This is a genomic window from Pseudofrankia sp. EUN1h (genome assembly GCF_001854645.1).
Lineage (GTDB): Bacteria > Actinomycetota > Actinomycetes > Frankiales > Frankiaceae > Pseudofrankia > Pseudofrankia saprophytica.
Genome location: NZ_MBLN01000064.1, coordinates 14589 through 39527, shown reverse-complemented (window position 1 = coordinate 39527; position 24939 = coordinate 14589). Strand labels below are relative to the sequence as shown.

General features: G+C 68.4%; 12 protein-coding genes. 8 read left to right on the top strand and 4 right to left on the bottom strand.

The window, feature by feature from the left end:
• The first annotated feature begins 581 nt into the window (after positions 1-581).
• The 3 genes from BCD49_RS23755 to BCD49_RS23745 all read left to right on the top strand — a co-directional run bounded on the left by BCD49_RS23755 (position 582) and on the right by BCD49_RS23745 (position 13131).
• Positions 582-10544, top strand: coding sequence for a DNRLRE domain-containing protein (locus tag BCD49_RS23755; RefSeq protein WP_071041921.1), 9963 nt, complete (start codon positions 582-584; stop codon positions 10542-10544).
• Between the two features lie 2 nt (positions 10545-10546).
• A complete protein-coding gene (locus tag BCD49_RS40990; RefSeq protein ID WP_007506809.1) occupies positions 10547-10792 on the top strand; it encodes a DUF2283 domain-containing protein in 246 nt (81 codons plus the stop codon).
• Positions 10793-12483: 1691 nt separating this feature from the next.
• Positions 12484-13131: an HAD family hydrolase gene (locus BCD49_RS23745; RefSeq protein WP_071041919.1), complete on the top strand. Its 648-nt coding sequence runs from the start codon at positions 12484-12486 to the stop codon at positions 13129-13131.
• Between the two features lie 371 nt (positions 13132-13502).
• On the opposite strand, the gene BCD49_RS23740 is transcribed toward BCD49_RS23745, so the two are convergent.
• The 3 genes from BCD49_RS23740 to BCD49_RS23730 form a co-directional block, all read right to left on the bottom strand.
• Positions 13503-13973, bottom strand: a complete 471-nt coding sequence (locus BCD49_RS23740) for a hypothetical protein (protein WP_007506804.1) — start codon at positions 13971-13973, stop codon at positions 13503-13505.
• Positions 13974-13984: 11 nt separating this feature from the next.
• On the bottom strand, positions 13985-14431 hold the full coding sequence (locus BCD49_RS46180; protein WP_007506803.1) for a helix-turn-helix domain-containing protein: 447 nt from the start codon (positions 14429-14431) through the stop codon (positions 13985-13987).
• A 130-nt stretch (positions 14432-14561) separates the two neighbouring features.
• Positions 14562-15059, bottom strand: a complete 498-nt coding sequence (locus BCD49_RS23730; protein WP_007506802.1) for a hypothetical protein — start codon at positions 15057-15059, stop codon at positions 14562-14564.
• Positions 15060-15387: 328 nt separating this feature from the next.
• Here BCD49_RS23730 and BCD49_RS23725 point away from each other — a divergent pair, with 328 nt between their 5' ends.
• On the top strand, positions 15388-16773 hold the full coding sequence (locus BCD49_RS23725) for a hypothetical protein (protein ID WP_083401660.1): 1386 nt from the start codon (positions 15388-15390) through the stop codon (positions 16771-16773).
• Positions 16774-17273: 500 nt separating this feature from the next.
• Positions 17274-18911, top strand: a complete 1638-nt coding sequence (locus tag BCD49_RS23720) for a TerD family protein (RefSeq protein ID WP_071041918.1) — start codon at positions 17274-17276, stop codon at positions 18909-18911.
• Positions 18912-18935: 24 nt separating this feature from the next.
• Here BCD49_RS23720 and BCD49_RS23715 read toward each other — a convergent pair whose 3' ends face one another.
• On the bottom strand, positions 18936-19679 hold the full coding sequence (locus BCD49_RS23715; RefSeq protein ID WP_131803562.1) for a hypothetical protein: 744 nt from the start codon (positions 19677-19679) through the stop codon (positions 18936-18938).
• Between the two features lie 68 nt (positions 19680-19747).
• Between BCD49_RS23715 and BCD49_RS45230 the strand changes: the two genes are divergently transcribed.
• From BCD49_RS45230 to BCD49_RS40980, 3 genes are all read left to right on the top strand, one after another.
• Positions 19748-20239 (top strand): hypothetical protein, encoded by a 492-nt coding sequence (locus BCD49_RS45230; RefSeq protein WP_232794407.1) that lies wholly within the window; start codon positions 19748-19750, stop codon positions 20237-20239.
• Positions 20224-21570, top strand: a complete 1347-nt coding sequence (locus tag BCD49_RS23710) for a tyrosine-type recombinase/integrase (protein WP_007506796.1) — start codon at positions 20224-20226, stop codon at positions 21568-21570. Before BCD49_RS45230 ends, BCD49_RS23710 begins: the two co-directional genes overlap by 16 nt.
• Before the next feature lie 704 nt (positions 21571-22274).
• Positions 22275-22895 (top strand): HNH endonuclease, encoded by a 621-nt coding sequence (locus BCD49_RS40980; RefSeq protein ID WP_007506795.1) that lies wholly within the window; start codon positions 22275-22277, stop codon positions 22893-22895.
• The last annotated feature ends 2044 nt before the right edge of the window (positions 22896-24939 follow it).

Sequence of the window (24939 nt, the reverse complement as noted above, 5' to 3'; positions counted from 1 at the left end):
GTGAGTGTGCTGTGAAGCGTGCGATGCTTCCCGGCGCACCGCCCGCGTGGCTTCGGTCGCGTGGGTGTGGCTGTCGTTCTCCTGCTGGTCTCTCTGGATTCATCCGGGGCGCTGGTGGGGGTTCTTGCTGTGCACGGCGCTGTGCCGGCCTCTCGTCGTTACCTCCGCCGTCCCCTTAGCTGATCTGCGCTGCCCTGCATATCGTCGGCCGTTCGTTGGCTGGTGTCCGGGCAGGTCGCCGACGTTGTCGTCGGCTTTTATCGCCTGCCGGTGGCAGGTGTTGTCGCATCCGGATGCCCCGTGGCCGGTGCGGCCAGGCTCTCCCGCGATCCGTACTTCGTGGTGCGCGTAGTTCGGCGGGCCTGCCGTGCCTATTCCGCCTGCCTTCGGCGAGGTCACCTTGATCGGACCGGATGCGTATGACCGTGGGGCTGTGGCCCTGCCTATCGGTCGTGTTCTGCGTGGCTCGTGCCTGTTCCCTGTACGCGTTCGGAGTTGTGATGACCGGCCGGCACCATTCCCCGCGTCGCTCTCTGTCGTTTGGCCGCCGTCTGGCGCGGCAGCCTCGGTGGCTGCGCCGGGTGGCGTTGCTGCTCGTTCCCGTACTGGTCATGACCGGTGTCGCGCTCGTGGTCCTGGACCGGGTGACGCATCCGAACCTGGTGCCGATCTCGGAGCAGAACCCGTTCCTCGACAGCGACGTGAAGCTGCCGGAGTCGACCTCGGGAAGCGCGGCCGACCGCGAGCATCTGGTGCCAGCCAACGAGGCGGACGCCGGAGCCAGGGGCGGCCCGGTGAGCGGCCGAAGCCAGGTAACGGAGCTACCAGGCACGGTGCCAACGACCGGAACGCAGCCGAAGCCTCTACATGCGCAGCCGTTCGTGCCGAAGCCGCCGACGGCGGCCGAGGTGGCGGCGGTCGGGTCCGCGCCGCGGGAGGCGAGGTTCGGGGACACGACGCTGGTGGTTCCCGAGCGGCCGGCGGCGGATCCGGCGACGGGGGCGCGGGCAGGGCGGGTGGAGGTGCCGTCGCTGCGGACGGCCGATGCGGAGGTGTTCCGTAACCGGGACGGGACCTACACGACCGAGGTGGCGTTGGGTGGCGCGAGCCGGTTCAAGAACGCCAAGGGTGATTGGGTCGGTGTCGACACGGCGCTGGTGGTGGGGGACAAGGGCAGGCTGCGGGCGCGCTCGACCCAGACGTCGACCGAGGTCGCGGCGCGCGCCGACGACGCGGCGCTGGGCCGGCTCGACCTCGGTGACGGGACGTCGGTCGCGTTCGGCGTCGAGGGTGCGCGGCCGGTCGAGGCGAAGGTGGACGGTTCGACGGCGACCTACGCCGGGATCGCGCAGGACGCCGACCTCGAGCTCGTGCCGACCGCCGGCGGCCTCAAGGAGGTGCTGGTCTTGGGCTCGGCGGCGGCGCCGACGAGCTGGGTCTACCCGCTGGCGCTGACCGGGCTGACCGCGAAGGTCGATGGCCGGCAGGTCGTCCTCGTCGACAGGGCCGAGAAGGTCCGGGCGGTCATCCCGGCCGGCTACATGACGGACGGCCGGCCGTCGTCGGACGGGATGGCAGCGACCTCCGACGGCGTGGCCTACAGCCTGACGACCACGGCGGACGGGCGGCCGGCGCTGCGGATGGACCTCGACACCGGGTGGCTGGCGGCGAAGGACCGGGTGTTCCCGGTGCGGGTGGACCCGACGCTGACCCAGGTGACCGCGGACGTCGAGGACACCTACGTGTCGAGCGCGAACCCGACGACGAACTACTCGTCGTCGGACGTGATCCGCGCCGGCGTCGCCTCGGGTGACGTCCTGCACGGCTATCTGCGTTTCCCGAACGACCCGGCGCTGGCGAACGCGACGGTGGTCGACGCGAAGGTACGGCTGGTCAACACGGCGTCGGCGAGTGGCTGTATCGCGCACCCGGTGTCGCTGCGTGAGGTGAAGGCGCCGTGGTGGGGCACGTCGATGACCTGGCCGGGGGCGGTGATCGGCGACGAGGTCGCGACGAAGTCGTTCGCGCACGATGCCGGCTGGCTGATCTGCAAGAACGGCGAGGAGCTCATCGGCAGCGGCGACCAGCGGCTGCGGAAGTTGGCCAACACCTGGACGCACGACCCGGACCAGAACTTCGGCCTGGCGATCGTGACGTCGGACAGCACCGGGAGCTGGCTGAAGGAGTTCGCGTCGACGGACTGTGCCTGCAACCCGGCCGTCCCGAGCAGTGACCTGCGGCCCCGTCTCGACATCGACTGGACGCCGTATGGCGCGACCTACGGCTACCCGTCGGGCACGCCGACGTGGCTTTCGCAGCCGACGACGTCGGGCCCCGGGCAGGTGGTGGTGCGGGTGACGAACAGTGGGCAGTTCACCTGGCCGGCGAACGGGAACTTCAAGCTCTCGTACCACATCTACAACAGCTCGGACACGACCGAGGTCGTCCACCAGGGCCTGCAGACGACGATCCCGACCGACGTGGATCCGGGTGAGCAGATCGACCTCACCGCGTCGGTCAGCCTGACCGGCCTGTCCGCCGGGACATATCACATCCGGTGGGACATGGAGGAGTCCGGGACGTCCTGGTTCTCGGGCCAGGGCGTGCCGATGGCCTCGACCGAGCTCCCGCTGGCGAGCCCGACCAACCAGACGCCGTACGTCGCCGCGGTGTCGCCCGAGTCGGGCACGGCGGTGGCGTCGCTGCGGCCGCCGCTGACCCTGAGCGGGGTCGACCCCGACAGCGGCCCGAGCCCGATGAGCTACCAGTTCCAGCTGTGCACGGGGACGGACGCGAACTCGGGTACCTGTTGGACGTCGGGCTGGCAGGCGTCGAACAGCTGGTCACCGCCCAGGGACGCGCTGGCCTGGGGGCACGTCTACTACTGGCGCGGCCAGGTCAAGGATGGCACGCACACCAGTCCGTGGACGCAGCCGCTCGCGTTCGAGCCGGTGAACTACAACGGCGACGCCGGGGACTTCGGCTGGAACCCGTATGTGCCGTCGGTGGCACAGGTGCATCCGATGACGCAGAACTACACGGCGTCGGTGACCGACGCCGTGATCAAGGGCGCCGGTCCCAGCATGGAAGTGACCCGCACCTACAACAGTTCCGACCCGGCCGATGGGATCTTCGGCGTCGGCTGGACGTCGTCATTCGACACCGCGGTCACCCCGGTGCCGAAGGGCGCGGGTGACATGCAGGTCCGCTACGGCGACGGCCAGCGCAACGTGTTCGGCCGGGGCGGGGATGGCACCTATGACTCGCCGCGCGGCCAGTACGCGTTCCTGCAGGCCTCGAAGCCCAGGATCGCGTCGTTCACCGTCCCGAACTCGACGAGCGTGCTCGGCGCGACCGACACCGGCGAGAGCTGGGAGATCCTCGCCGGCACGTGGGGTGTCCAGGACGGCGAGGCCTACCTGACGACCGCCGGTGGTTTTTCGCGCAGCGTCGCGGTCATGCCGGCGCCGTCGGATGGAACGGTCCAGTTCTCCGCGCCGGTCGCCCAGGACTACCTCGGGGTGTCGTTCCGGGTGCAGGACGTCGACAACATGTGGATGTTGTACGTCCAGCCGTCGACGAACGCCCTTGTCCTGGCGAAACGCAGCTTCGGTTTCCCTTCGGTGGTCGCGACGTACACAGGGGCGTGCTGCGACCCGGGCGACACCTATGGCGTGCGGATGTCCGGCAACACCATCGCGGTCTACCGGAACGACCGAGTGGTCGGCACGGTGACTGACAGCTACGTGGCTACGGCGACGAGAGCTGGCCTGTTCGGTGTCGCCACCGGTGCGGGCCGTGTCGACTCGCTGGTGATCACCCCTGACCAGCACCGGGACAGCTTCACCAACCCGAACTCCACCTCCGGGCTGGGCTCGACCGACGACGGCGAGGGCTGGGTCGACAGCGGCGGCACCTGGGGCACCGACACCAACCGGGCCCGTGCCGTGTCGGCGTCCGGCCGGACGATGAGCACGATCGGTGCCGCTCCCGACGGGACTTTCACGTTCATGATGCCGGTCGCCCAGAACGGCCTGGGCCTGGCGTTCCGGGCCGTGGACGAGGACAACTACTGGCGCCTGAAGGCCAGCCCGTCGACGAACCAGTGGCTGCTGGTCAAGACGGTCGAGGGAGTCGACTCCGTCGTCTCCGACGCCACCGGCCAGTGCTGCACCGCCGCCGACACCATGAAGATCGTCACCGCTGGGACGTCGATCCGGGTGTACCGCAACGGCACCGAGATCATGACCGCCGACGACCCCGCCCTGCTCTACGGCGGCCGGGCCGGCCCGTTCGCCGAGTCCGCCGGCGGGGTGGGCCGGATCGACGACGTCACCGTCTCGGCGGCGACGACGCTGACGCAGAAGGGCGGCCTGTCCTCGGCGTTCCGCTCCGACGGCCGGCTGGTCTCGACGACGGACCCGGTGGGCAACCGGGTCGAGTACGCCTACAACACCAGCGCGCAGCTCACCTCGGCGACGAACCAGACGACGCACCGGTCACTGGAATTCACCTGGACGGGTGACGGCCGGCACGTCGAGACGGTCGAGACCCCGTCGGTCGCGGCACACTCCGGCCCGCTGAGCTGGACCTACACCTACGACGGCAACAATCTGGAGACCGTCACCGGCCCGCAGAGCCCGGATCCGACCGAGTACGACTACAACGACGACGGCCGGCTCACCGAGATCACCCTGCCTGAGGGCAACATCACCGCGAAGATCGGCTACAACCCGAACGGCACCGTCGCCTGGAGCGAGAACGGCGAGGGCGACCGCACCCGGTTCCAGGAGCTGCAGTCCGACCCGACGACCCTGGTGCGCACGATCAGCCCGAACGGCGACAGCACCGTCTGGGAGTACTCCGCCTGGGGCCAGCTGGTCACCCGCACCGACTACGCCGGCTCGCAGCGCTACACCTACAACGACGACGGCTACCTCACCGAGACCGTCGACGAGAACAACCACACGGTCGAGCAGGACTACGACGACCACGGCAACGTCCTCGCCAAGCGGACCCCACGGGCGGACGACTGGACCGTCAGCGAGTACTGGGACTACTTCGAGGGCCCACCCGGCGACCCACGCACCGACCAGGTCATCGCCTACCGCAACGGCAACTCCGCCGCCCCCGACGACGACACCTACCTCACCACCTACGAGTACGACAGCCACGGCCAGCTGGTGACCACCACCGCGCCGTCTACCGACGACTTCCCCTCCGGCCGCACCACCACCGCGACCTACACGACGGGTGCCGAGGCGGCGGTCGGCGGCGAGACCATGCCCGCGGGCATGCTCGCCACCAGTACCGACGCGGCCGGCAAGACGACGACATACGCCTACGACTCGAAGGGCGACCTGCGCGGCGACACCGACCCGGTCGGCCTCACACACGAATACACCTACGACGAACTCGGACGACGTCTCACGTCGACGGAGATCTCCGACACCTACCCCGGCGGGCTGACGACCACCTACACCTACTCGGAGCTGGGCGCCGTCGCGACGACGACCGAGCCCGGCGTGACCAACCCGATCACGTCGGTCACCCACACCCGGGTGACGACGAACAGCTTCGACACGAACGGCAACATCACCGAGACCGTCCTTTCTGACGCCACCGGCGGCGACGAGGCGCGCACGACGACGTTCGACTATGACGACGCCAACCGGCGGGTAGCCACGACCGTGGCGGCGGGCACGGACGTGGAGGCGACCAGCACGGTCACCTACGACGGCAACGGCAACGTCGCCTCGTCCACCGACCCGAACGGCGCCGTCACCGAGTTCACCTACACCCCCCGCGACCAGCTTGCGACGACGACGTTGAAGGACTTCGTCGACGACCCGGTCGCGGGCTCCTCGCCTCGTGACGTGCTGCTGGAGTCACGGGCCTACGACCCGGCCGGCCGGCTCGCCGCCGTCACCGACACCCTCGGCCGTACAACCGAGCTGGTCTACTTCCACGACGGCCTGCTCCACCAGAAGATCCTCAAGGGCTACCACAACCCGGACTTCACCATCGGCGAACTGTCCGACACCGACACCCGCGACATCACCCTCGAGGTCCACTACTACGACGGCACCGGCCACGAGACCGACACCGGCACCGCCAACTGGCAGCGCTGGACCAAGACGTACTACAACCCCGACGGCCTGCCCAACCGGGTCGCCCAGGACGAGGGCGGCGTCAACCGCTGGACCTCCTATGGCTACGACGCCAACGGCAACCTGGCCGCGACGACGACCGGTACCGGCGAGAACGAGGCGACGGCCGCCGAGATCGGCTACGACGACGCGAACCGCGTGGCCTGGTCGACAGTTCACGGCGACGGCCCGGACGCGTTCACGACGAACTACAGCCGCGACCAGCGCGGCGTCCTGACCGGTGTCACCGACCCGCGTGGYCATGACCCGCTCGGCTCGCCGGATCCGGCGTTCACGACGAGCTACCTGGCGGACCCGGCTGGCCGGGTGTCGGAGACGACGTATCCCGAGGTGGCGGTTGAGGAGAACGGCGGCGCCGCGTCCGACGAGAACCCGACCAGTGCCGTGGGCTACAACACGTTCGGCGAGGTGACCGACACCCGCGACGCCCGCGGCGAGGTGACCACCACCGCCTACGACGAGCTCGGCCATGCCACCGAGACCACTCACCCGTCCTACACCCCACCCGGCGGGTCGCCGATCGTGCCGACCGAGTCGTGGACATACGACGCCAAGGGCAACGTCCTGACCCACACCGACCTGCGTGGCCAGACGACGACCACCACCTACGACAGGCGCAACCGCCCGGTCGCGGTCACCGACCCACAGGTCACCGGGGCGCCCGATGCCGGTGTGACGCGGATGGTCTACGACGACACCGGGAACCTCCTGGACACGGTCGACCAGAACGGCGCGTGGACGATCTATGCCTACGACGACCTGGACCGGCGCTGGGCCTCGTCTACCACCGAGCGCAGCCCGCTCGCCGCGTTCACGACCTACTACGACCATGACGACGCCGGTGAGGTCACCCGGGTTCTGCGTCCGTCGAACTTCGGCAGCGGCGCGTCGGTGGTGTCGGCCTACAACAACGTCGGCGATCTGGTCGAGACGACCGACGAGGCCGGCAAGACGACCAGCTACGGCTACGACGACGCCGGCCGGCTCATGGAGACGACCGACCCGCTGGGCCGCCAGGCCCGCTCGACCTATGACCGGGCTGGCCGGCTGACTGGCACCGCGGACTACTCGGACACCGACACCGAGCTGCGCACGACCGGGTTCGGCTACGACGAGGCCGGCAACCTCACCTCGCAGACCGACCCGAACGGCCACACCAGCACCTTCACGTTCGATGCACTCAACCAGCCACGCACGATCACGGTTCCGGCGTCATCCGGAGTGTCGATCACGACCAGCGCGGGCTATGACGCCGCGGGTAACCGGACCCGGCTGACCGACGGCAACGGCCATCCGACCGTCTACACGTTCAACGCACTGGGCCTGCCCGAGAAGACGATCGAACCGTCGACTCCGGCCTACCCGAACCTGGCCGACCGGACCTGGCAGGCCACCTACGACAGCGGCGGCCTACCCGTCACCCTGGCCGAGCCGGGTGGCGTCACCCGCTCCGCCACCTATGACGAACTCGGCCGGCTCACCTTGGAGACGGGTTCGGGCAGTGGGGTGACTGGTGCGGCCCGGTCGATGGGCTACGACCTGGCCGGCAACCTGACCTCGGTCGGGTCGGCGGCCGGTGACGAGGAGTTCTCCTACAACGACCGCGGCCTGCTCCAGGACAGCTGGGGTGACCTGGGTGGGTCGTCGTTCACCTACGACGAGGACGGCCGACTCTCCCAGCGGGCCGACGGCTCGACCTGGAGCAACTACGACTACGACGCCCGCGGCCTGCTGTCGGCGGTCGATGGCGGGGCGACGAGTGGTACCCGGGTCTACGACTACGACGACGCGGGCCAGCTCACGTCGGTGGACTACCACGGCGGTACCGGGGCGATCCGTACCTTCGACTACGACCAGCTCGGCCGGATCACCTCCGACACCCTGACCGGCCCGTCGGGCACCCTGCGGACGCAGAGCTACGGCTACGACGACAACGACAACCTGACCTCGACCACGATCAGCGGGCCCGGGGTCGCCGGGGCCGGGACGCAGAGCTATGGCTATGACTGGGCCAACCGGCTGACGTCCTGGACCAACCAGGCCAGCGCCACCACGGCATATGGCTGGGACGKGGCTGGGAACCGTATCTCCGCCGGCGGGACGTCCGCGACCTACGACGCCCGCAACCGGCTCGTCTCCAACGGCTCCACGACCTACGCCTACACAGCGCGCGGCACCCTGACCACCAAGACCGCCGGGGCGAACGTGACGACGACAGTATTCGACGCGTTCGACCGGCTGGTCTCGCACACCGTCGGGACCACAACGACGTCCTACACCTACGACGGCCTCGACCGGATCGCGACCCGCACCCATGGCGGTGCGTACAACTTCCTCTACAACGGCGTCGAGAAGGAACCCTCGACCGACGGGACATCGGCGTTCGCGCGGGGCCCGGATGGTGCGTTGATCGGTGCTGGTACCGGTTCCGGTGACTGGGTGACGTTGGAGAACGCCCACGGGGATGTGGCGGCTGCATTCACGACTGACGGAGCGTCGGTGACCGAAAGCCGAAGCTACGACCCGTTCGGCACACCCCAGGGCCCGGTCAGCACCGACCTACAGGTCGGCTTCCAGGGCAACTGGACCGACCCCGACACCCACCTCGTCGCCGCCCAGGCCCGCTGGTACGACCCGACCACCGCCACATTCCTGTCACGGGACACGTTCCCCCTGCCCTGGACCGGCACCGCCGCCGACAACCGCTACACCTACGCCGCCGCGAACCCGCTCACCAACAGCGACCCCACCGGCCTGGTATCCGATCCCAAGGTCGCCGCTCAGCAGATGGCTGTCATGTCGGCGAAAATCGACAACAAGCAGAAAGAACAGGCCGCGGCACAGAAGCAGGCGGTACAGCAGTCACGCGCGGATGCCGAACTCTGGGCCGGGATCGCGGCCGCGGTCGCCTACAAGAACGCCTACATGGCCAAGTACCCGGGCCTGCCGCCCAAGGCCTACGACGAGATGATCGCCCTCGGCCAGGACGGCGACCAGAAGTGGATCGCCGGCGTCAACGCCTACAACGCCATGAACGCGGCAAAGCTGGCGGTGCTCGACACGGTCCGGCTGACCGAACAATGGGACCGGGAACAAAGCGCCGCCGCTGCCGTCCGCGCAAACACGGCAACGGTACTGGACACGGTCAAGCTCACCGAGCAATGGGACCAGCAGCAACGCGCCACGGCCGCCTCCAACACGACCACACCCGCGCAACTGGACCAGTACGCCAAGACCCTCGGCACCGCCCCCGCCGCCTCCGGCAACCGCCAGGTCTGCGGCACCTATGCCGGCTCCAACCAATGCCTACGTGAGTACGACCTGCCGACATGGCTTTTCGACCTGGGCTGGGGCACCTGCGACTTCGGCAAGTACGGACACTGCGACGACCAGGACCCCAACCACTTCAGCAAGTACTACAAGGCATGGTCAGACAAGGACTGCCACGGCGCCCTCCAGTGCGGAGCTGTCATCGCGGCGTCGGTGCTGGTGCCGATTCCCGGAGCCGGCGGGGTAGGGGTCGGGCAAGATCTTGCAGCAGCAGGAAAACTTCTCATAAGGGGCGGGGAAGGTGGTGCCGCCGCCGCACGCGCGGGTGAAGGCGCCGCCGCCAGGGTCGGCGATGACCTCGTACACGCCTGCAGCTTCGCCGGTGCGACCCCCGTGCTGATGGCCGACGGCACCACCAAACCCATCGACCAGATCCAGGTCGGAGACAAGGTCCTCGCCACCGACCCAGAGACCGGGGAACAGAAACCCGAAACGGTAACCCACATTTGGATCCACCACGATCAACTCACCGACCTCGACCTCGCCGACGGCACAGTCCTGACTACCACCGAGGACCACCCATACTGGTCCGCAGACGACCAGCGATTCGAACCAGCCAGCGAACTTGCCCCAGGTGAGAACGTCCTCCAAGCCAACGACCGAGTCGTGGCCGTCACCGGGCTACAACCGATCACCGCCCACGACGGGCTGGCCTACAACCTCAGCGTCCACGAGATCCACACCTACCACGTCGGCAACGACGAGATCCTCGTTCACAACGCGTGCGGCGATCTTACTCATGCAGCCGACTGCTACTGTAACTGGGGTGAGCCAGTCATTCCGCGTCCTAACGTCGCGGGCCCGGCTGATGAATTCACGGGTCATGCCCTACAGCGTCTGGAGGAACGCGGGGTTTCGGCGGAGGATGCTTCGGCCGTTCTTGGGAAAGAGCCGTTCTCGTACCGTCACGAAGGTCAGTGGAAGCTTGGGTACTATGATCCAAACTCCAAGGTGTTTGTCGCCAAGACGATTGATGGGAACATCAACACCGTGATGACTGACGTCGAACAAGCATATGTAAATCGCCTCCAGGGGGAGCGCTGACCATGGTGGATGTCCGAGTTACGTACGATCAAAAGGCGAATGCGGCATACGTCTACCTCGTTGAGCCGCAAGAGCGCCAGAGGGTGGCGCATATGTATCCCTGTGATCCTGTCAAAGTCGGGGGAATGATTAATCTTGACTTTGACGAGAATGGGCGCCTCCTCGGTATCGAGGTGCTGGCGGCCAGTTCGAAACTTCCTCTGCACTTGCTAGAAGCGGCGGAACGAGTCGATGTGGAGGATGTTTGAGCGGCTCAACGGATTCCAAGAAAAACTCGCATGTGGAACTCGCACTGTAGGTCGGATAGACCGGACGGGACCGGGACATTCGGGTCTTGGCGTGTCGTTCAGTAGGCGGCGGGTTGACATGGTTGCCGCATAGACGTCGAGCTGTGACCGGGGCGTCCGCAGGTGCTGTGGCTGAGGGTCCTTGGGGGTGGCGGCGGAGCCGCCACCCCCATAGGTGCCGGAGGGTATGGCGGTGACCCGGGTGGGGTTGTACGTGCCGTCCCGTGCGGGTCAGGTTCGGTCGGCCGTTGGCTGGTCAGCAGGTAGGTCGTTGAGGGGGAGCCGCTCCCGCGAGTGACTCTCTGGTGGAGGCCTGAATCAAATCTAACGATTAGAAGCGAGTTCATGATTGTGTTGGCTGCGTGAATATTCGGCTGCCTACATGTCGACTGTGTAGCGCTCCTTGAGTGGCATACCTGTGGGCCGCTACAGCGGTAGGCCTCGTTCCACCGCGCGGCTACCAATCCCTCGAGTCGGTGCCGCGCAGCGCGGCGAGGTCGTTGGTGGATTCGATGGTGGCGAGGACGGCGTGGCTGGTTTGACGGTCCCGTGCGGTTTTCAGGTGCACGAGTCTCATCCCCGCGTCGGCCAGGGGCGGAGCGTCCCGCGCATGCCAACTGGTGCCGGTTCAGCCCGCTGGGCAGGCGCAAAGGGGGCGAGGAGCGCGCGGAGTAGGCGAGGGTGGCGGCGCGTTGTGCGGCTTCGGCCGTGTGTTCGGCGCGGCGGAGCAGCGCTTGGCGCGGAGACACGGCGCGTGGCGGCGCGGTGCGCGCCGCGGCCGACGGCGCGATGGGCGCGCTCGGCGCGGATGATGTGGCCGGTTCGGTGCGCGGCGGCGCGTCCAAGGAGTGCGGCGAGCTTGGCGGCGCGGCCCACAGCGCCATGTTTGCCGTCGCGCCCTTGGACTCGGCGGTCCTACGTCTATGCGCTGCCGCCGTTCCGCGCCGATGCAGGCGCGGTTCCTGCCGAACCCGAGCCTCGGCTCGTCGAACGCGGTGTGGTGGCCGATGCCCATCCGGGCCGTCGCCGGTCTTGCCGGTGGGCGTTCACCACCGCGCGTCGGTCCCGGCTGGTGTTTGTCTGCGTGGACTCGGCTGCGGTGTCTGCGGCTGGGGCCACGGCGGCGGGCGATGCCGTGCTGCGGTCCGCGCCGGCGGGCGCGGTCGGCGCGGCGCGGTTGAGCGCGCCGTTCGCGCCGCTGCCCTGCCTGGCCGAATCTCGACCGGTTCCGGCGGCAAGCGTCGCCGGGCCGAGGCGGGGTTCGGCGGTGCGATGTCCCCTCCCGCGCCACGCCGGTGCCGCCCGTTCGGCCCAGGCGAGGCGGGGCCCAGCGGGCGCCGAAGCGCCGATGGTCGCGAGTGCGGTCATCGCGGAGGACATCGCGAACGTCATCGCGTACGACATCGCCGATCGAGACGGCGCTTTCGGGCACCACCGATGACATTGCGAGCGACACCACGCGCGACATCGCCAGGTTGTACGGCGCCCTCATGCATCGCGGTCGGTATTGCGAGCGATCCCCGCGCGAGGCGTCGGTGGGTGGAGGCTGATGGGCCGTGCATCGCTGGCTCATCACAGCGCCGTGTCCGGGTCTGCCACCGTCCTGCTGGCTACGGTCATCCATGACGGCACTGCCAAGACGGGAGTGGATCATGGTTGTGGCGGTGGTGTTCGACGTCGGGGAGACGCTGCTGGACGACACCCGGGAGTACGGCGCGTGGGCGGACTGGCTCGGTGTCCCGCGGMACACCTTCTCGGCGGTGCTCGGTGCCGTCACCGCGGCCGGTCGCAACAACGCCGAGACCTTCCAGTACTTCCGTCCCGGCTTCGACCTCGCCACCGAACGGCAGCGACGCGAGGACGCCGGACTCGGCGAGACGATCGAGGACACCGACCTCTACCCCGACGTCCGCCCCGCCCTCACCGAACTGCGAACACGCGGCCTGTGGGTCGGGATCGTCGGTAATCAGACCGCCAAGGTCGCGCGGCTGCTGCGAGCCCTCAACCTCCCGGCCGACGCGATCGCCACCTCGGGTGAATGGGGCGCAGCCAAACCCGACCAGGCGTTCTTCGACCGCGTCGCCCAGTTCGCTCCCGCCGCCCGACCGGACATCGTCTACGTCGGCGACCAGCGAGACAAGGACATCCTCCCTGCCCGCAAAGCAGGGATGCGGACCGCGCACATCCGTCGCGGCCCCGCCGGCCATCTGTGGGCCGACGACCCTACCGTCCTCGACGCCGCAGACTGGCGCATCAACTCCCTGACCGAACTCCCCGCCCTACTCCGCCCATCGACCTAGACGTAGGTGTAGACGGCCGGCGTCGACCCGCGCTGCCGGTGCTCGGTTCCAGCGACCGCCCCCGTCACTCCGCACCGGTTACTTCCTCGTCCGGCTCGCAAGGGCCAGCAATTATCCGACCCAGAGCGGACCCCTGTAGATGCTGAAGCCCTCGCGGAGGACATCGCAGGCGACATCGCGCATGACATCGCCGGTCTAGGTGGCGACTTCGTGCATCACTGATGACCTCGCGAGCGTCACCGCGCGGGGCACGGGCCAGACGAGGGTCGGCGTGCGGGCATCGGCGGCATCGTCGCCCGCCCCGTTCGGAACATGCTCCAGAGCTCAGGTCCGCCGCGGCCGCGCCCATCGGAGTGGTGGTTCTCGCCTGGCTACTTGAGCCTGGCCGGGTGGAGGGGACGAAAGCGCAGGAAGATCTCCACGTCACCGTAGGCCTCCGTGAAGCGCAGCCCAGCGGGCAAACCCGCGAGGGCAGCGGTCAGCTGGGCCACGTCGTCGCCGGGGGCAAATGTGACCTCGACGTCGCCGTCCACGGTCAGCCGTACCCTGCTCGAGCCGCCCGTGGGAACGACTGGCAGAGGGCCGCCTGCCCGCTCGAGCTCGCCGTGGCCAGCGGCTACGAGGTGGCCGTCGCCGTCGCCGTCGCCGTCGCCGCTGTCGGGCGTGTCGGTGTCGAATGCCAGTGGGCTGACGAGGCTGTTCGTCAGGCCGTGCCGGCGCGCGTAGGCATGGCCCGCCGCTGGCGATTCGAAGGGCAGATGCACTCCCAATGCTGTCGCACGCTGTGGATCGGCGAAGTTGACGACACCGAAAAGATGTTCCTCGTCCGCACTGTCGGACACGTCGTTCCTCCTCACGGCCGGTCTGCCTGCGGCTGTTCGGCGGTGGCGACGGCCAGCCGGCCCAGCACCTCGCCGAGCAGGTCGGCGACGTCGGCCAGGTCCTCGGCGACGGCGGCCAGAGCCCGCCGATCGCTGACGCGACCGCCGGGCTGCCACGCATCCACCACGCCGCCTGCTATTGATCGACGCGTCTTCGACTGGTGAGCCCGGCCCCGTGGGCGGATCCCGGTGCGAACGGCCCGTGGCCGTGCGCGGTCGTCCTCAGCGGGCCCGCCGCCGAGCAGGACGAGAACCAACTGCTCGGCGGGCCAGTCGAGCGCCCGCGACAGCGCGGCCAAGGTCTCGTCACGGGCCCGACGCCCGCCCGCGCCGCGTTGGAGGAGCCGGATCGTCGCCACCGAGATCCCCGACACCTCGGCGAGCTGGCGCTGGCCCGTCCGACGCAGCGCCATCCGCATGTTGAGCGCCCGAGCGACCGCGGCCCAGTCCTCCCACCACCTCGGCCAGCGGCGGCAGTGCTAGGCGGAGGCGTCGCCATCGGCGTTGCCCCTGCCGATCGGCGGTCGGCAGGGACCGTCTGTATCGGCGTCACGCCGCGACCGCCGTGGACGGCGCACTTACCGGGGTCGCGCCAGCAAGCCAGCCGAGGATCCGGTCGTGATCGGTGATCTCCCAGGTGACCCGCAGTTGCACCGCCTCGTCGGTCACGACCGATACCAGGTGCGGCACGGCGACCCCACTGGACTGCCAGGCGCAGTGCGGCCGGATCGGGCAGAGCACCACCGGCAGTGGGCCGTGCGCGCCGGCCTCGCGCGTGGCGGCGAGGATGCGGCCGACGGCTAGGGCCAGCCGGGTCAGCGCCGGCGAGACAGGCGACGGGCAGCAGACCAGCACCCGTTCCCCGCGCATCGCGGCCAGCGACCGGGCCGCGCTTTCCGGCGGGAACGGATGCGACGCCACGAATACCGGGCCCGCTCCGCCCGGYCGGTCGAGCACCACCCCGGGCCTGGCAGACAACGGGAACGGCTTCAGATCGACGGCGTCCAGGAAACCCGGCCCACCGTCAATATCGATCAACACGTGCATCGGGGCCTCCGACCGTCGCGTGGGCGGGTCTGACTGGCCGCATGGGGTGGCCGCCAGTCGGGCCCGCGCTCGCCACGATCACCGTGCCGAATCGTCGTTCCCAGCGACACCTCCACGACCCATGAAGACACGCCGCCGCCCTGCCCGAGACGGCTGCGACCAGGTCATCAGCACGCCACCGGCGGGACGCGCCGGTGCCGTTCGGATGCCGTCCGGTGGACTTCTCACCGACGTCTCGACACGGCGCGCTGTGGTGCCGTGACAACGCGCCAGCTGGTGCGGATCGTGAGGGTTGCCCGGTTCGACCCGCCCATGTGGGAGGCGCCCCATGCCCTCGGCCACCGTCCCCCGAACCCTGCTCGCCCACCTACTCACCGAACGGCACTGGACCGTGGAGGAGTTCGTCCGCCAGTTCAACCGTGCCGGCCGCTGCTCCGRCCCCGACCGCCGCGACCACGCCATCAGCCACCGCCAGGCAACCCGCTGGGTCGCCGGCCGCCTGCCCTCACTCCCACACCCCGCGTCCTGCCGCGTCCTCGAAGCCATGTTCGACAGYCCCGCCGTAGCCCTGCTCGCGCCGCCCAGCGGACATCTCCTGGATCCGGCGGGCCTGCCCGATTCGCGGACCACGCCCGCCGGCGGGAGCGACGATGGAGATCTCTGCGCCGACGAGGAGGTGGTGACTCTCGTGGACCGCCGCGACCTGCTGGCCACCGGCCTGCTGCTCACCACGTCCGCGACCGCGCTCGGGCCGGTCAGTCAGGCAGCCCGTATCTCCCGCGCGATCGCCGCTTCGACACCCGACCCGCTCACCCTCGCCCAACTCCAACATGGCATCCACCAACTGACGACCCGCTACGCCACCACCCCGCACGCCGACCTGGTCGCCCCAATCGAACAGGCCTGGACCACCGCCGAAGCCCTCCTGGACAGCCGCGTCACCGGCCCCACCCGCACCGACCTGGAACTCGTCGCCGGTCAGTACGCCTTCTACCGCGGCCATCTGGCCTTCGACATGGGTGACGACCAAACGGCGCTGACGTTCCTCGTACTGGCTGGCCAGCACGCCGAGGCCGCCCGAGACAGCCTGCTGACCGGATCAGTCGCCGTGATCCGCTCGGCACTGGCCTTCTTCGCCGGCGAGTTCACAACCGCCGCGGACATCGCCCGCCGGGCCCAGCCCGGAGCGCACTCCTACATCGTGCCGACGCTGGCCAGCTCACTGGCCCGCGCACTCGCGCAGACCGGCGACGCCGACGGCGCACTCACCGCACTGCGGACCATGCGCGACAACATCTGGACCGGACCGCCGCTACCAGGCCCCGAGCCCGGCGACGAAGAAACCTACGAGGCCTTCAGCGCCGTCACCCTCGGCTACCTCCACCGCGGCGACGAAGCCGAACCCCACGGCCGGAACTCCCTCACCCTCCTGCGACAGACAGGCCGGTACGTCCAACTCGCCGGAACCCACCTCGCCCTCGCACGTGCCTTCATCCGGCGTCCGGTGCCGGACCCGGAACAGGCCGCAGGCGCCGTCGAGCACGCGCTGCACGCAGCGGCCGGCAACGACCACCCCCGCACGACCACCCGCGCCCGGGAGATCTACCGCCGGCTGACGGCCAACCCGGACTGGACCCGCCTACCAGCCGTCCGGGATCTCGGCGAGCGCCTGCCCGCCCTCGCCCTACCCACGGGCCAGAAAGCAGCCATCTGACGCAATGATCTAGAGCTGGATGATCGCTGTATAACCCCGGTCAACCCGGCGACCGGCCTGAGGATCTCGTGACTCTCGTGCGGCACCGCGACCGGCGACGTCCGGCCACGGGTCGCCTGTGATCATCGCGATGCGCGGTCGGAGGACCGTGTGCCCTCGATGGCTGGCCGGATGCCGGTCACGATGGCCTCGGCGATGCCACCACGACGTCGTCGGGGATGACCTCTGATGGATTCCCTCGCGGCGCTGAACGCTGGGCTCCGGGTTGGGATACCGCCAGCCTGACAGTCGCGCAGTACCTCGACGACTGGCTCGCTGGGAAGGTCAACCTCGAATYCCATCCCGCTTCTTGCTGCCTGCCGACCGGGGGCTGGCCGGGAGGACATCCGCGGTTCGGCAGAATGACGGGCAGGTTTCGGATTCCCGCCCGGGGGTTGCATACTGCCGACGGCGTATCGCGGGTGGCGGACGCCGAGCAACCGAGAACTGGGGGAGTTCCGATGGCCGTTGCCCTGAGCCTGAGCGCCGGCGCGAACATGGAGGTGCCGACTCGGCCGGTGCGGCTGGAACTGGAACGGCGCGACGGGCCGGAGATCGACGTGTGCGCGGTCCTGGTGGCCGGTACCGGCAAGGTGCGCTCTGACGCGGACTTGGTCTTCTTCAACCAGCCCGTTCACCCGTCCGGCGCTGTCCGGGTCAGCGCCGGTTCGTTCACGGCCTCTCTGCCTGACGTCGAACCCGACATTGAGACGATCGTGCTCGCCGGGTCGGTCGACACCGGTGCCTTCCTTGAGATCTCCGAGCTGCGGGTCAACATCCTGGCTGAGCCAGGCGGCTTACTGGCTCATTTCGCGCCGAACCGGGCGCAGCCGGTGACCACGATGGTGTTCGGTGAGCTCTACCGACGCGGCGGCGGGTGGAAGTTCCGGGCGGGCGGGCAGGGCTGGGACAGCGGCCTCGCGGGCCTCGCCACCAGCTACGGCATCCAGGTCGACGACGAACCCGACCCCGCGCCACAGGACACGGCCGCCCCAAGCCCGGTCGGGCGCAGCCGGCCGGCCGTCCCAGCCCCGGCCGCGGGGTCGCGAGCTGACTGGTATCCCGACCCGGCGGACCCGGCGGCGCTGCGTTGGTGGGACGGCACCAGCTGGACCGAGCACCACGCGCCGACATGGCGGGAGACCGAATCCACCTGCGGCGGCTGCGGCGCGACCAAGCGCAAGCGGCTTGGGTTGGGCACGGCGCGGTGCGCGGACTGCGAGGCCCGTATCCGCGGAGTACTGGCGCAATGGCAGTACCAGCTCGCCGACGTGCTCGCGCGGGAKGGCGCGTCCCGGCCGGCGCTGGACCGGCTGTGGACAGAGCTGCGATTCCAACGAGTGCCCGAAAGCCGCGCCCAGGACGTCGTCCGGAAGGCGGGCCTGGCTCACCTGGAACGTGTTGTCGCGTTCGCCTTCGCCGACGGCGTCATCGAACAGCACGAGCTGGCCGCCTTCCACGCCGCCGTCACCGTCCTGAACATCCACGACAAGGCCGTGGACCGGATGCGCGCCCGGCTCGAACGGGGCCGGGCGCTCTCGGCCTGYCTGGAAGGCGACCTGCCCCGGATCCAGAACCCGTCCCTACACCTGGAGATGGACGAGATCCTGCACCTGGACATGCCMGCGACCCACGTCCGCCATCTCGCCTCCGGTCCACGCCAGACCCCCGGCCGACTCGTCGCCTCGAACAAGAAGCTGCGTTGCATCTCGCCAGGCACCGGCGGCTCCGAAACGGCCTGGGCGAAGATCCTCGCGGTCACACCGAGCCGCGGCGGGGTCGATATCTCGACGTCCACCCGCAGCGGCGGTATCTATCTGCTGTCCGACCCGGAGTACGCCGCCGCCGTACTCGCGGGCACGCTCCGGGTCGCCAAACGCCTCGTCCTCGCCCCAGGCCAAAGAGACACCCGCTCGATCCCACCCGACGTCAAGGCCGCCGTCTGGCAACGAGACGGCGGCGCCTGCGCGCAGTGCCACGCGACCGAGTACCTGGAATTCGACCACGTCATCCCTCACAGCCTCGGCGGCGCGACCAGTGTCAACAACCTCCAGCTCCTCTGCCGCCGCTGCAACCTGGAAAAGGGCGCTCGCATCTGACCCTGCCCGCCGACCTTGGTCGGTTCAGTCGACGTTCCAGGTTTCCCAGGAGACAACCCAGTCGGCGGGCCTTCGTGGGCGGGGTTCGCCGTCAGCGGCAAGATACTCGCTGATGGCTTCGGCCCCGGCGCGGGCGTGTTCTGCGGCGTGTTGGCTGTACACTTCGCGGCATTCTATGTAGACGGTGCTGTCCCGGCAGAACGTCTTGGTGGTGTGACCGGTTCTGTCGCGTACCAGTTTCCGGATCTCCTTCCGCAGTTCCGTCTGCTGGTCGCCTGGAACGCCGCGTACCTCCGCGAATCCCTGTTCGCAGACGACATCGGCCGCGAGCTGTGCGACCAGTGAGAACCTGGGGTCTGCGGGGGGCTTCGGGTAGTAGCGGTCGATCAGCGTGAGGCAGCGGCGGCAGGTAGGTGCGAACGCGACCTCGCCATCCTCACGCAGCGGCCCGCCCTCCCCGCCGGCCATGACAGCCCAGACCCTGCCGCACAGCGTTGTCTCGGCCCAGCGGGGCGCCAGGAGCTCGGCCGCGGTGTAGTTGGCGACCGCGGTCGAGTCCCACCGTCGTGACGTGTCGAAGTAGAAGTCGGGGACCGCGCTTTGGCCGGGTGACGACGAGTCGGCGGTGCGAGCGAGATGGATCGCGTCGCCACCACCGGTCACGGTGAGAAGCATCGGGGCCCCGCCGACGTCGATCGCGTTGACACCGGATCTCGGTACAGCCATGCATCTGATCGTCCTGCACGTTGCGCCGTCCGGTCGAAGCACGGCGGGCAACCGCGTGCTCGAGAGCTGTTGTTCCTGGCCTCGGCGCGGTGCTCGGGCGGGGCCTCCAGGTGCGCGACCTCGCGGAACCTGGTCTCGGCCTCCGGCGATGGGGCGGTGACGTGTGCGCCGTCGCCGTGAGAGCGATGGCTGGCGAAGACGTGGCTTGCGAGGATGGCAATGGCGAGGGCTGTGACGATGGCTGTCGCGATGTCTCCGGTGTTGAGCGTGCCGGTTATGACCTCTTCTTTCATCACGACCGACCGGTCTTTCTTCGACCGGTCACGCCCGGGTCGTCGAGGCTCGAGTCAGTGGCCCGTCCGGACCTGGGTGACGCGGGGTGTTGTCCGGTGAAGGGTACGGTTTTCAAGCGGTGTCACTGCACCGACCCGGTCACCGGTAAGGAGCTCGGGAAGAGCGGCCCGAAATCCACCCGTTCCGATCATGGGGGCTGGTGGTACCGGCACGACATCCCGCCAGGCCTGACGGCCGGCGGCGCACGGCCGGTGGCGGTCCTTTCCGGACAGAGACCGAGGCTGGGCAAGCGTTGGCGGATTCGCTGAGCGGGCTCAATCTGGGTAGGCCGAGCGTCGATGGCAAGGATCAGACCTTCGGTGAATACCTCGACTGGTGGATCGCGAGCAAGACGAGCCTGAAGCCGACCACCCGCCGCGGCTATGAGAACCACATCAGGCTCTACCTGAAGCCCGGCCTGGGATACCTGCGGCTGACGGAGCTGCGGGACGACCATTTCGATGAGCTGTACAAGGCGATGCGTCTGATCGGTCGTGATCTGAAGGGTCAGCGGCCGTCGTTCCTGCTCGCGCGATTGCTGGAGGTCCGTAGGGACAGGCCGCAGTATCGCCGTCCGCTCAGCGCGGCGGCGATCAAGCTGGTGCACGCGACCGCGATGAGCGCGCTGAACGCGGGTGTGCGCCGCCCGAATGTGCCGTTGCGGGCGAACCCGGCGCAGTACGCCGAGCGGCCCAGGCCCCGTCGCCAGCGTGCGTTGTTGTGGACCGCGCCGCGGGTCGCGGCGTGGGAACACAGCGGCCGGCGCCCGTCGAAGGTGATGGTGTGGACGCCGGCGCAGACAGGGGCGTTCCTGGACTTCGTCGCCGACGACCGGCTCTACGCGCTGTGGCACCTCATCTCCCAGCGTGGCCTGCGCCGTGGTGAGGCTGTCGCGCTGGGCTGGGCGGAGGTCGACCTGGCGGCCGGCAGTGCCTACATCCTGGAGAACGACCCGGACACCGGCGGGGAGGGCCTTGAGGAGGACGACGAGTACGACGAAACCAAGAGCGAGGCCAGCGATCGGCTGGTCACCCTCGACCACGTGACGGTCAGGGTGCTGCGGATCTGGAGGCACCGCCAGGCGGCGGAACGCGCCACTGCCGGCGACAGATGGATCGACAGCGGCCGGGTGTTCACCCATCCCGACGGCCGCGCGTTGAGCCCGGACGGGGTCAGCCAGCGTTTCGACCGTCTCGTCGCCCGCTACACCACGATCCGCCGCGAACATCTCGACCGAGGCTGGAGTGTCGACTACCTGGCAGGCCGCCACCGCATGCCCGCCGCCGCGATCCAGGTCGCGCTCGACAACCGCCCCCTGCCACCGACACGGCTACACGACCTGCGTCATCACGCGGCCAGCATCGTCTATCGCGCCACCCGCGACATGAAGGCCGTCTCCGACCTGCTCGGCCACTCCTCGATCCAGATCACCGGCGACGTCTACACCACCCTGTTCGAGGAAACCAGGCGGGAAGCCGCGGAAGCCGCCGCCAGAATCGTTCCACGCACCCGCCGTCCCGCCGGCTGGGACGAACTCGACCACGACCCGCCCCCCGACCACGATGGGCCAGAACTCGACGGACCCGACCTCGGCCTGTGACCGGCGTGGCGCGCCGGAAAACTCCTACGTAGAAAACCCCGCGCGTCCTCGTTCCATGTGGATACGGGATAGGTCGTGCCCGGACAGCGATGTCGGCGGCGGGCTCCGCACCAGCATGGCGGCTACGCAACGTAGCTGGCAGCGGAGGGGCTCAAGGTAGTTGCAGTCGCAACGTACCCGGTTCGTACCCGGAACGGCCTCCGAAGGCCTTTTCGTTCTATGCGAAGCCCCGTGCCCTGATGAGAACATGCAGGTCGGGGGCCTGTGGGGCGGGTGGGGCTCGAACCCACGACCGGAGGATTATGAGGACTATCCGGCTATGCGGTGTGCTGAGCTGGATCGATGCAGGTCGCGCGCGACCGTGGAGCGTCGAATACTCCGCTGTACGGAGGTAGGCGAAGTGCGAGACATGTGATGGAGATCGCGGATCTAGGCGTAGATCGCGATTATTGGTGCGACTGTCGTCGCGCTCCATAGGCGGTCCTGGCGTAGTTGGGCAGACGGAGGCGGGGATGGCAGTCTCCCGGTGTCTGCCGCCGTCCAGCGCCTCCTCTGCTGACTGGCTGGCAGCGGGCCTTGCCTCTTTCGGTCGAGATGGCCGCAATGCGGGGCAGCCGGGCGGCCACGTTGGCCTCCATGCCGCCGCGAGGCGCACGGGAGGGCATCGCTAGCGTGGTCGTGTGGCGACGTGGGCTGAAGACATCGTGACTGCCTTGGAGAGGCTCGGCGGATCGGGCACGTACAGCGACATCTACGCGGAGGTGGCCAAGCTGCGGCCGAATCTGCCGCGGACCTGGAAAGATGTTGTTCGACGGGTCGTGGAGGATCGGTCGTCTGACTCGGCCGGCTTCAAGCACCATGAGGATCTGTTCTTCTCAGTGCAAGGTCTTGGGCGCGGTGTGTGGGGCCTACGGTCGGCTGTCACTGAGACACCCGCCGCCGTCGACCTTCGGATCGATCTTCTGGTTGGGAACCTCGTGCCAGTGCGCGCGAAACAATTGACCTACCGGGTCCTGCGCGATACGCCACTCGCCCGTGAAGTAAAACTACTGCACAGGGACCGGTGCCAGTTGTGCGGTGAAGCGCTCTGGGTATCGCCGTCTCAGACATACTCCGAGGCGCACCACATTATCCCGCTCGGCGGGAAGCACAATGGCCCGGATATCGCTTCGAATATCATCGTACTCTGTCCGAATCACCATGCCCTGTGCGACTATGGCGCTATACGCCTCGACCGTGCGAGCATTCGCCCAGCTGCCGGCCACTATATTTCCGACGAGAGTCTCGCCTACCACAATGATCGGATCGCTGGCGCGGTCGCCTAATACCGTATGTGCGGGCGGCCGATCAGGCGCCTGCCGCGTCAGATCGTCGGCGAGTCACCTGGCCGTCCCTCCCTCGTTAGAGTCACCATCGAAATACACCCAGCAGCAACGATATGACCACGGCGGCCACCGCCTCACGCCCTTCCTCCATGGCGGCGAGCACGGCGCCGTGCTTCGTCCCGCCAGCGGCGCCGGCTTGGGCGGACTTGCGCGTGGCTCGCGGCGGGCGGAGGCAAAACGCCGAGGGTCCTCCTCGGTGGGAGCACTCCGTCAGGGTCGACTTGACGTTCGAAGCGGTCCTTGGCGATCTTTACGACTACCCCGCTGTGCCAGCGCTGTCCGGGACTCAGGACTCGCGTATTGCCTGGTCATGGATCAGATAGACCCTTGAAGCCAAGGCCAGGGCGGTGGCTGCCAGAAGCAGCCAAAGACGCAGTCTGATCCACTTCGGCCCGTTGACCTGCCAGAACGGGAATCGCGGTGGGGCGGGTGGGGCTCGAACCCACGACCGGAGGATTATGAGATTCCCGAGTACTCGTCTGTATCCGTCCACCGACGTCCGTTGGTCCAGGTCTGACGGGCGCCGGGTTCCGTAGGCGTCCACACTCGTCCGCTGCCACCTGCCGGCTTGGCTGCCAACCTGGCTGCCATCGGCCGGAGCTGCGGCCAACGCGGGGCATGATCGCCATCGACCTCCGACTCTGTACCACCTACGGCCAGTCGACAAGATCTCCGTGGGCAAGTCGACCCGTACCGCAGGCGCGCCAGCGCCGAGGAACGGAAACGGCACAGCTACTCGTCCTAAAATCGCGGCTAAGAGGAGAGGGCGAGTCGTCCACCGACGTCCACAGCTGTCCATACGGTCGGCGAGATCAGCCCCGCGATTCCGACGACGTCCGCCATCGTCCAGAGACGTCCGCCGGCTCGGCTACACGCTTGGGTTCAGTAGCGCGCATGCACCCGACGGCTGTGCCACCTCGGATCCGATACCGATAGCGCGCGCCGGCCCGGACACGAATCTTCTGCTCCGCAGTTTGATTTCGATCTTTCGGTGATGTCCATGGTTTCCCCCGTCGTCCGCGGGCTCGCCCGTCAGACTGGCTGTCACCTAATGGGCCTCAAGTCCAATCGGCCAGCGGCTCATGAGATCCTAGATGCCTTGGTGCATCGATCTTCGACACGGTTCGTCGGTGCAGATCGCAGCCCTGACACCGACCGGGCCGTCCGGTTGCTTGCAGCCAAGCCGCTCCGGCACCGAGGCGGCACACCGCACTGCGAGCGGCGTACCACCTCGGCTTGTGATGTGGTAGATCTGTGGCGCCTGGTGAGGTTCGTCAACAACGGGGGTCGCGATGGTAGCAGAGTGGATCGTTCCGTTGGCAGCATCCGGGAGTGGAGCGCTAGTAGCCGCCGCCGCGACGGATGCGTGGGAGTCTGCAAGAGATGGGGCAGTGAAACTGTTCGGCCGATTGGGCCGGCGCCGTGAGGAACTGGCTGGCGAGTGGTTGGATGAGGATGCCGCAGCGCTGGAGGCTGTGTCTGGGGTCGARCGAGAGCGGTTGCGGGCTGAGTTGGTACCGGTGTGGCAGGTACGATTGGCGGATCTGCTTGCAGAGTTCCCTGAGGCAGCCGAGGAGCTTCGAGCATGGGTGGAGCGGACCCAGACGGCACTACCAGTTGACAATCAGTCCTGGGTACAGAACAACACGGCAGGCCGCGATGTGTACGCAGTACAACGAGGCGCTCAGATCTTCCACGGAGATCGACCTGAAGCCTGAGAAGCGGGAAGCTTGATGTTATCTGGCGATCAGGTCAATATCGCGGGCCGTGATCTATATGTGGCACGAGAACAGCATTTTTACAACCGTGAGCCTGGGTATGAGCTGGCGCGCTTCCCGCTGGTACCACCGTCGCCACCTACATCGGCTGCACCAAGCCAGCTGTTGTCAGTCCGCTACCGGCTGGTTCCTTTCGCCGGCAGGGCGGGAGACCGTGAGGCGCTGGCCGCTTGGAGAGACGACAGCGCACACATCGCAGTACGCCT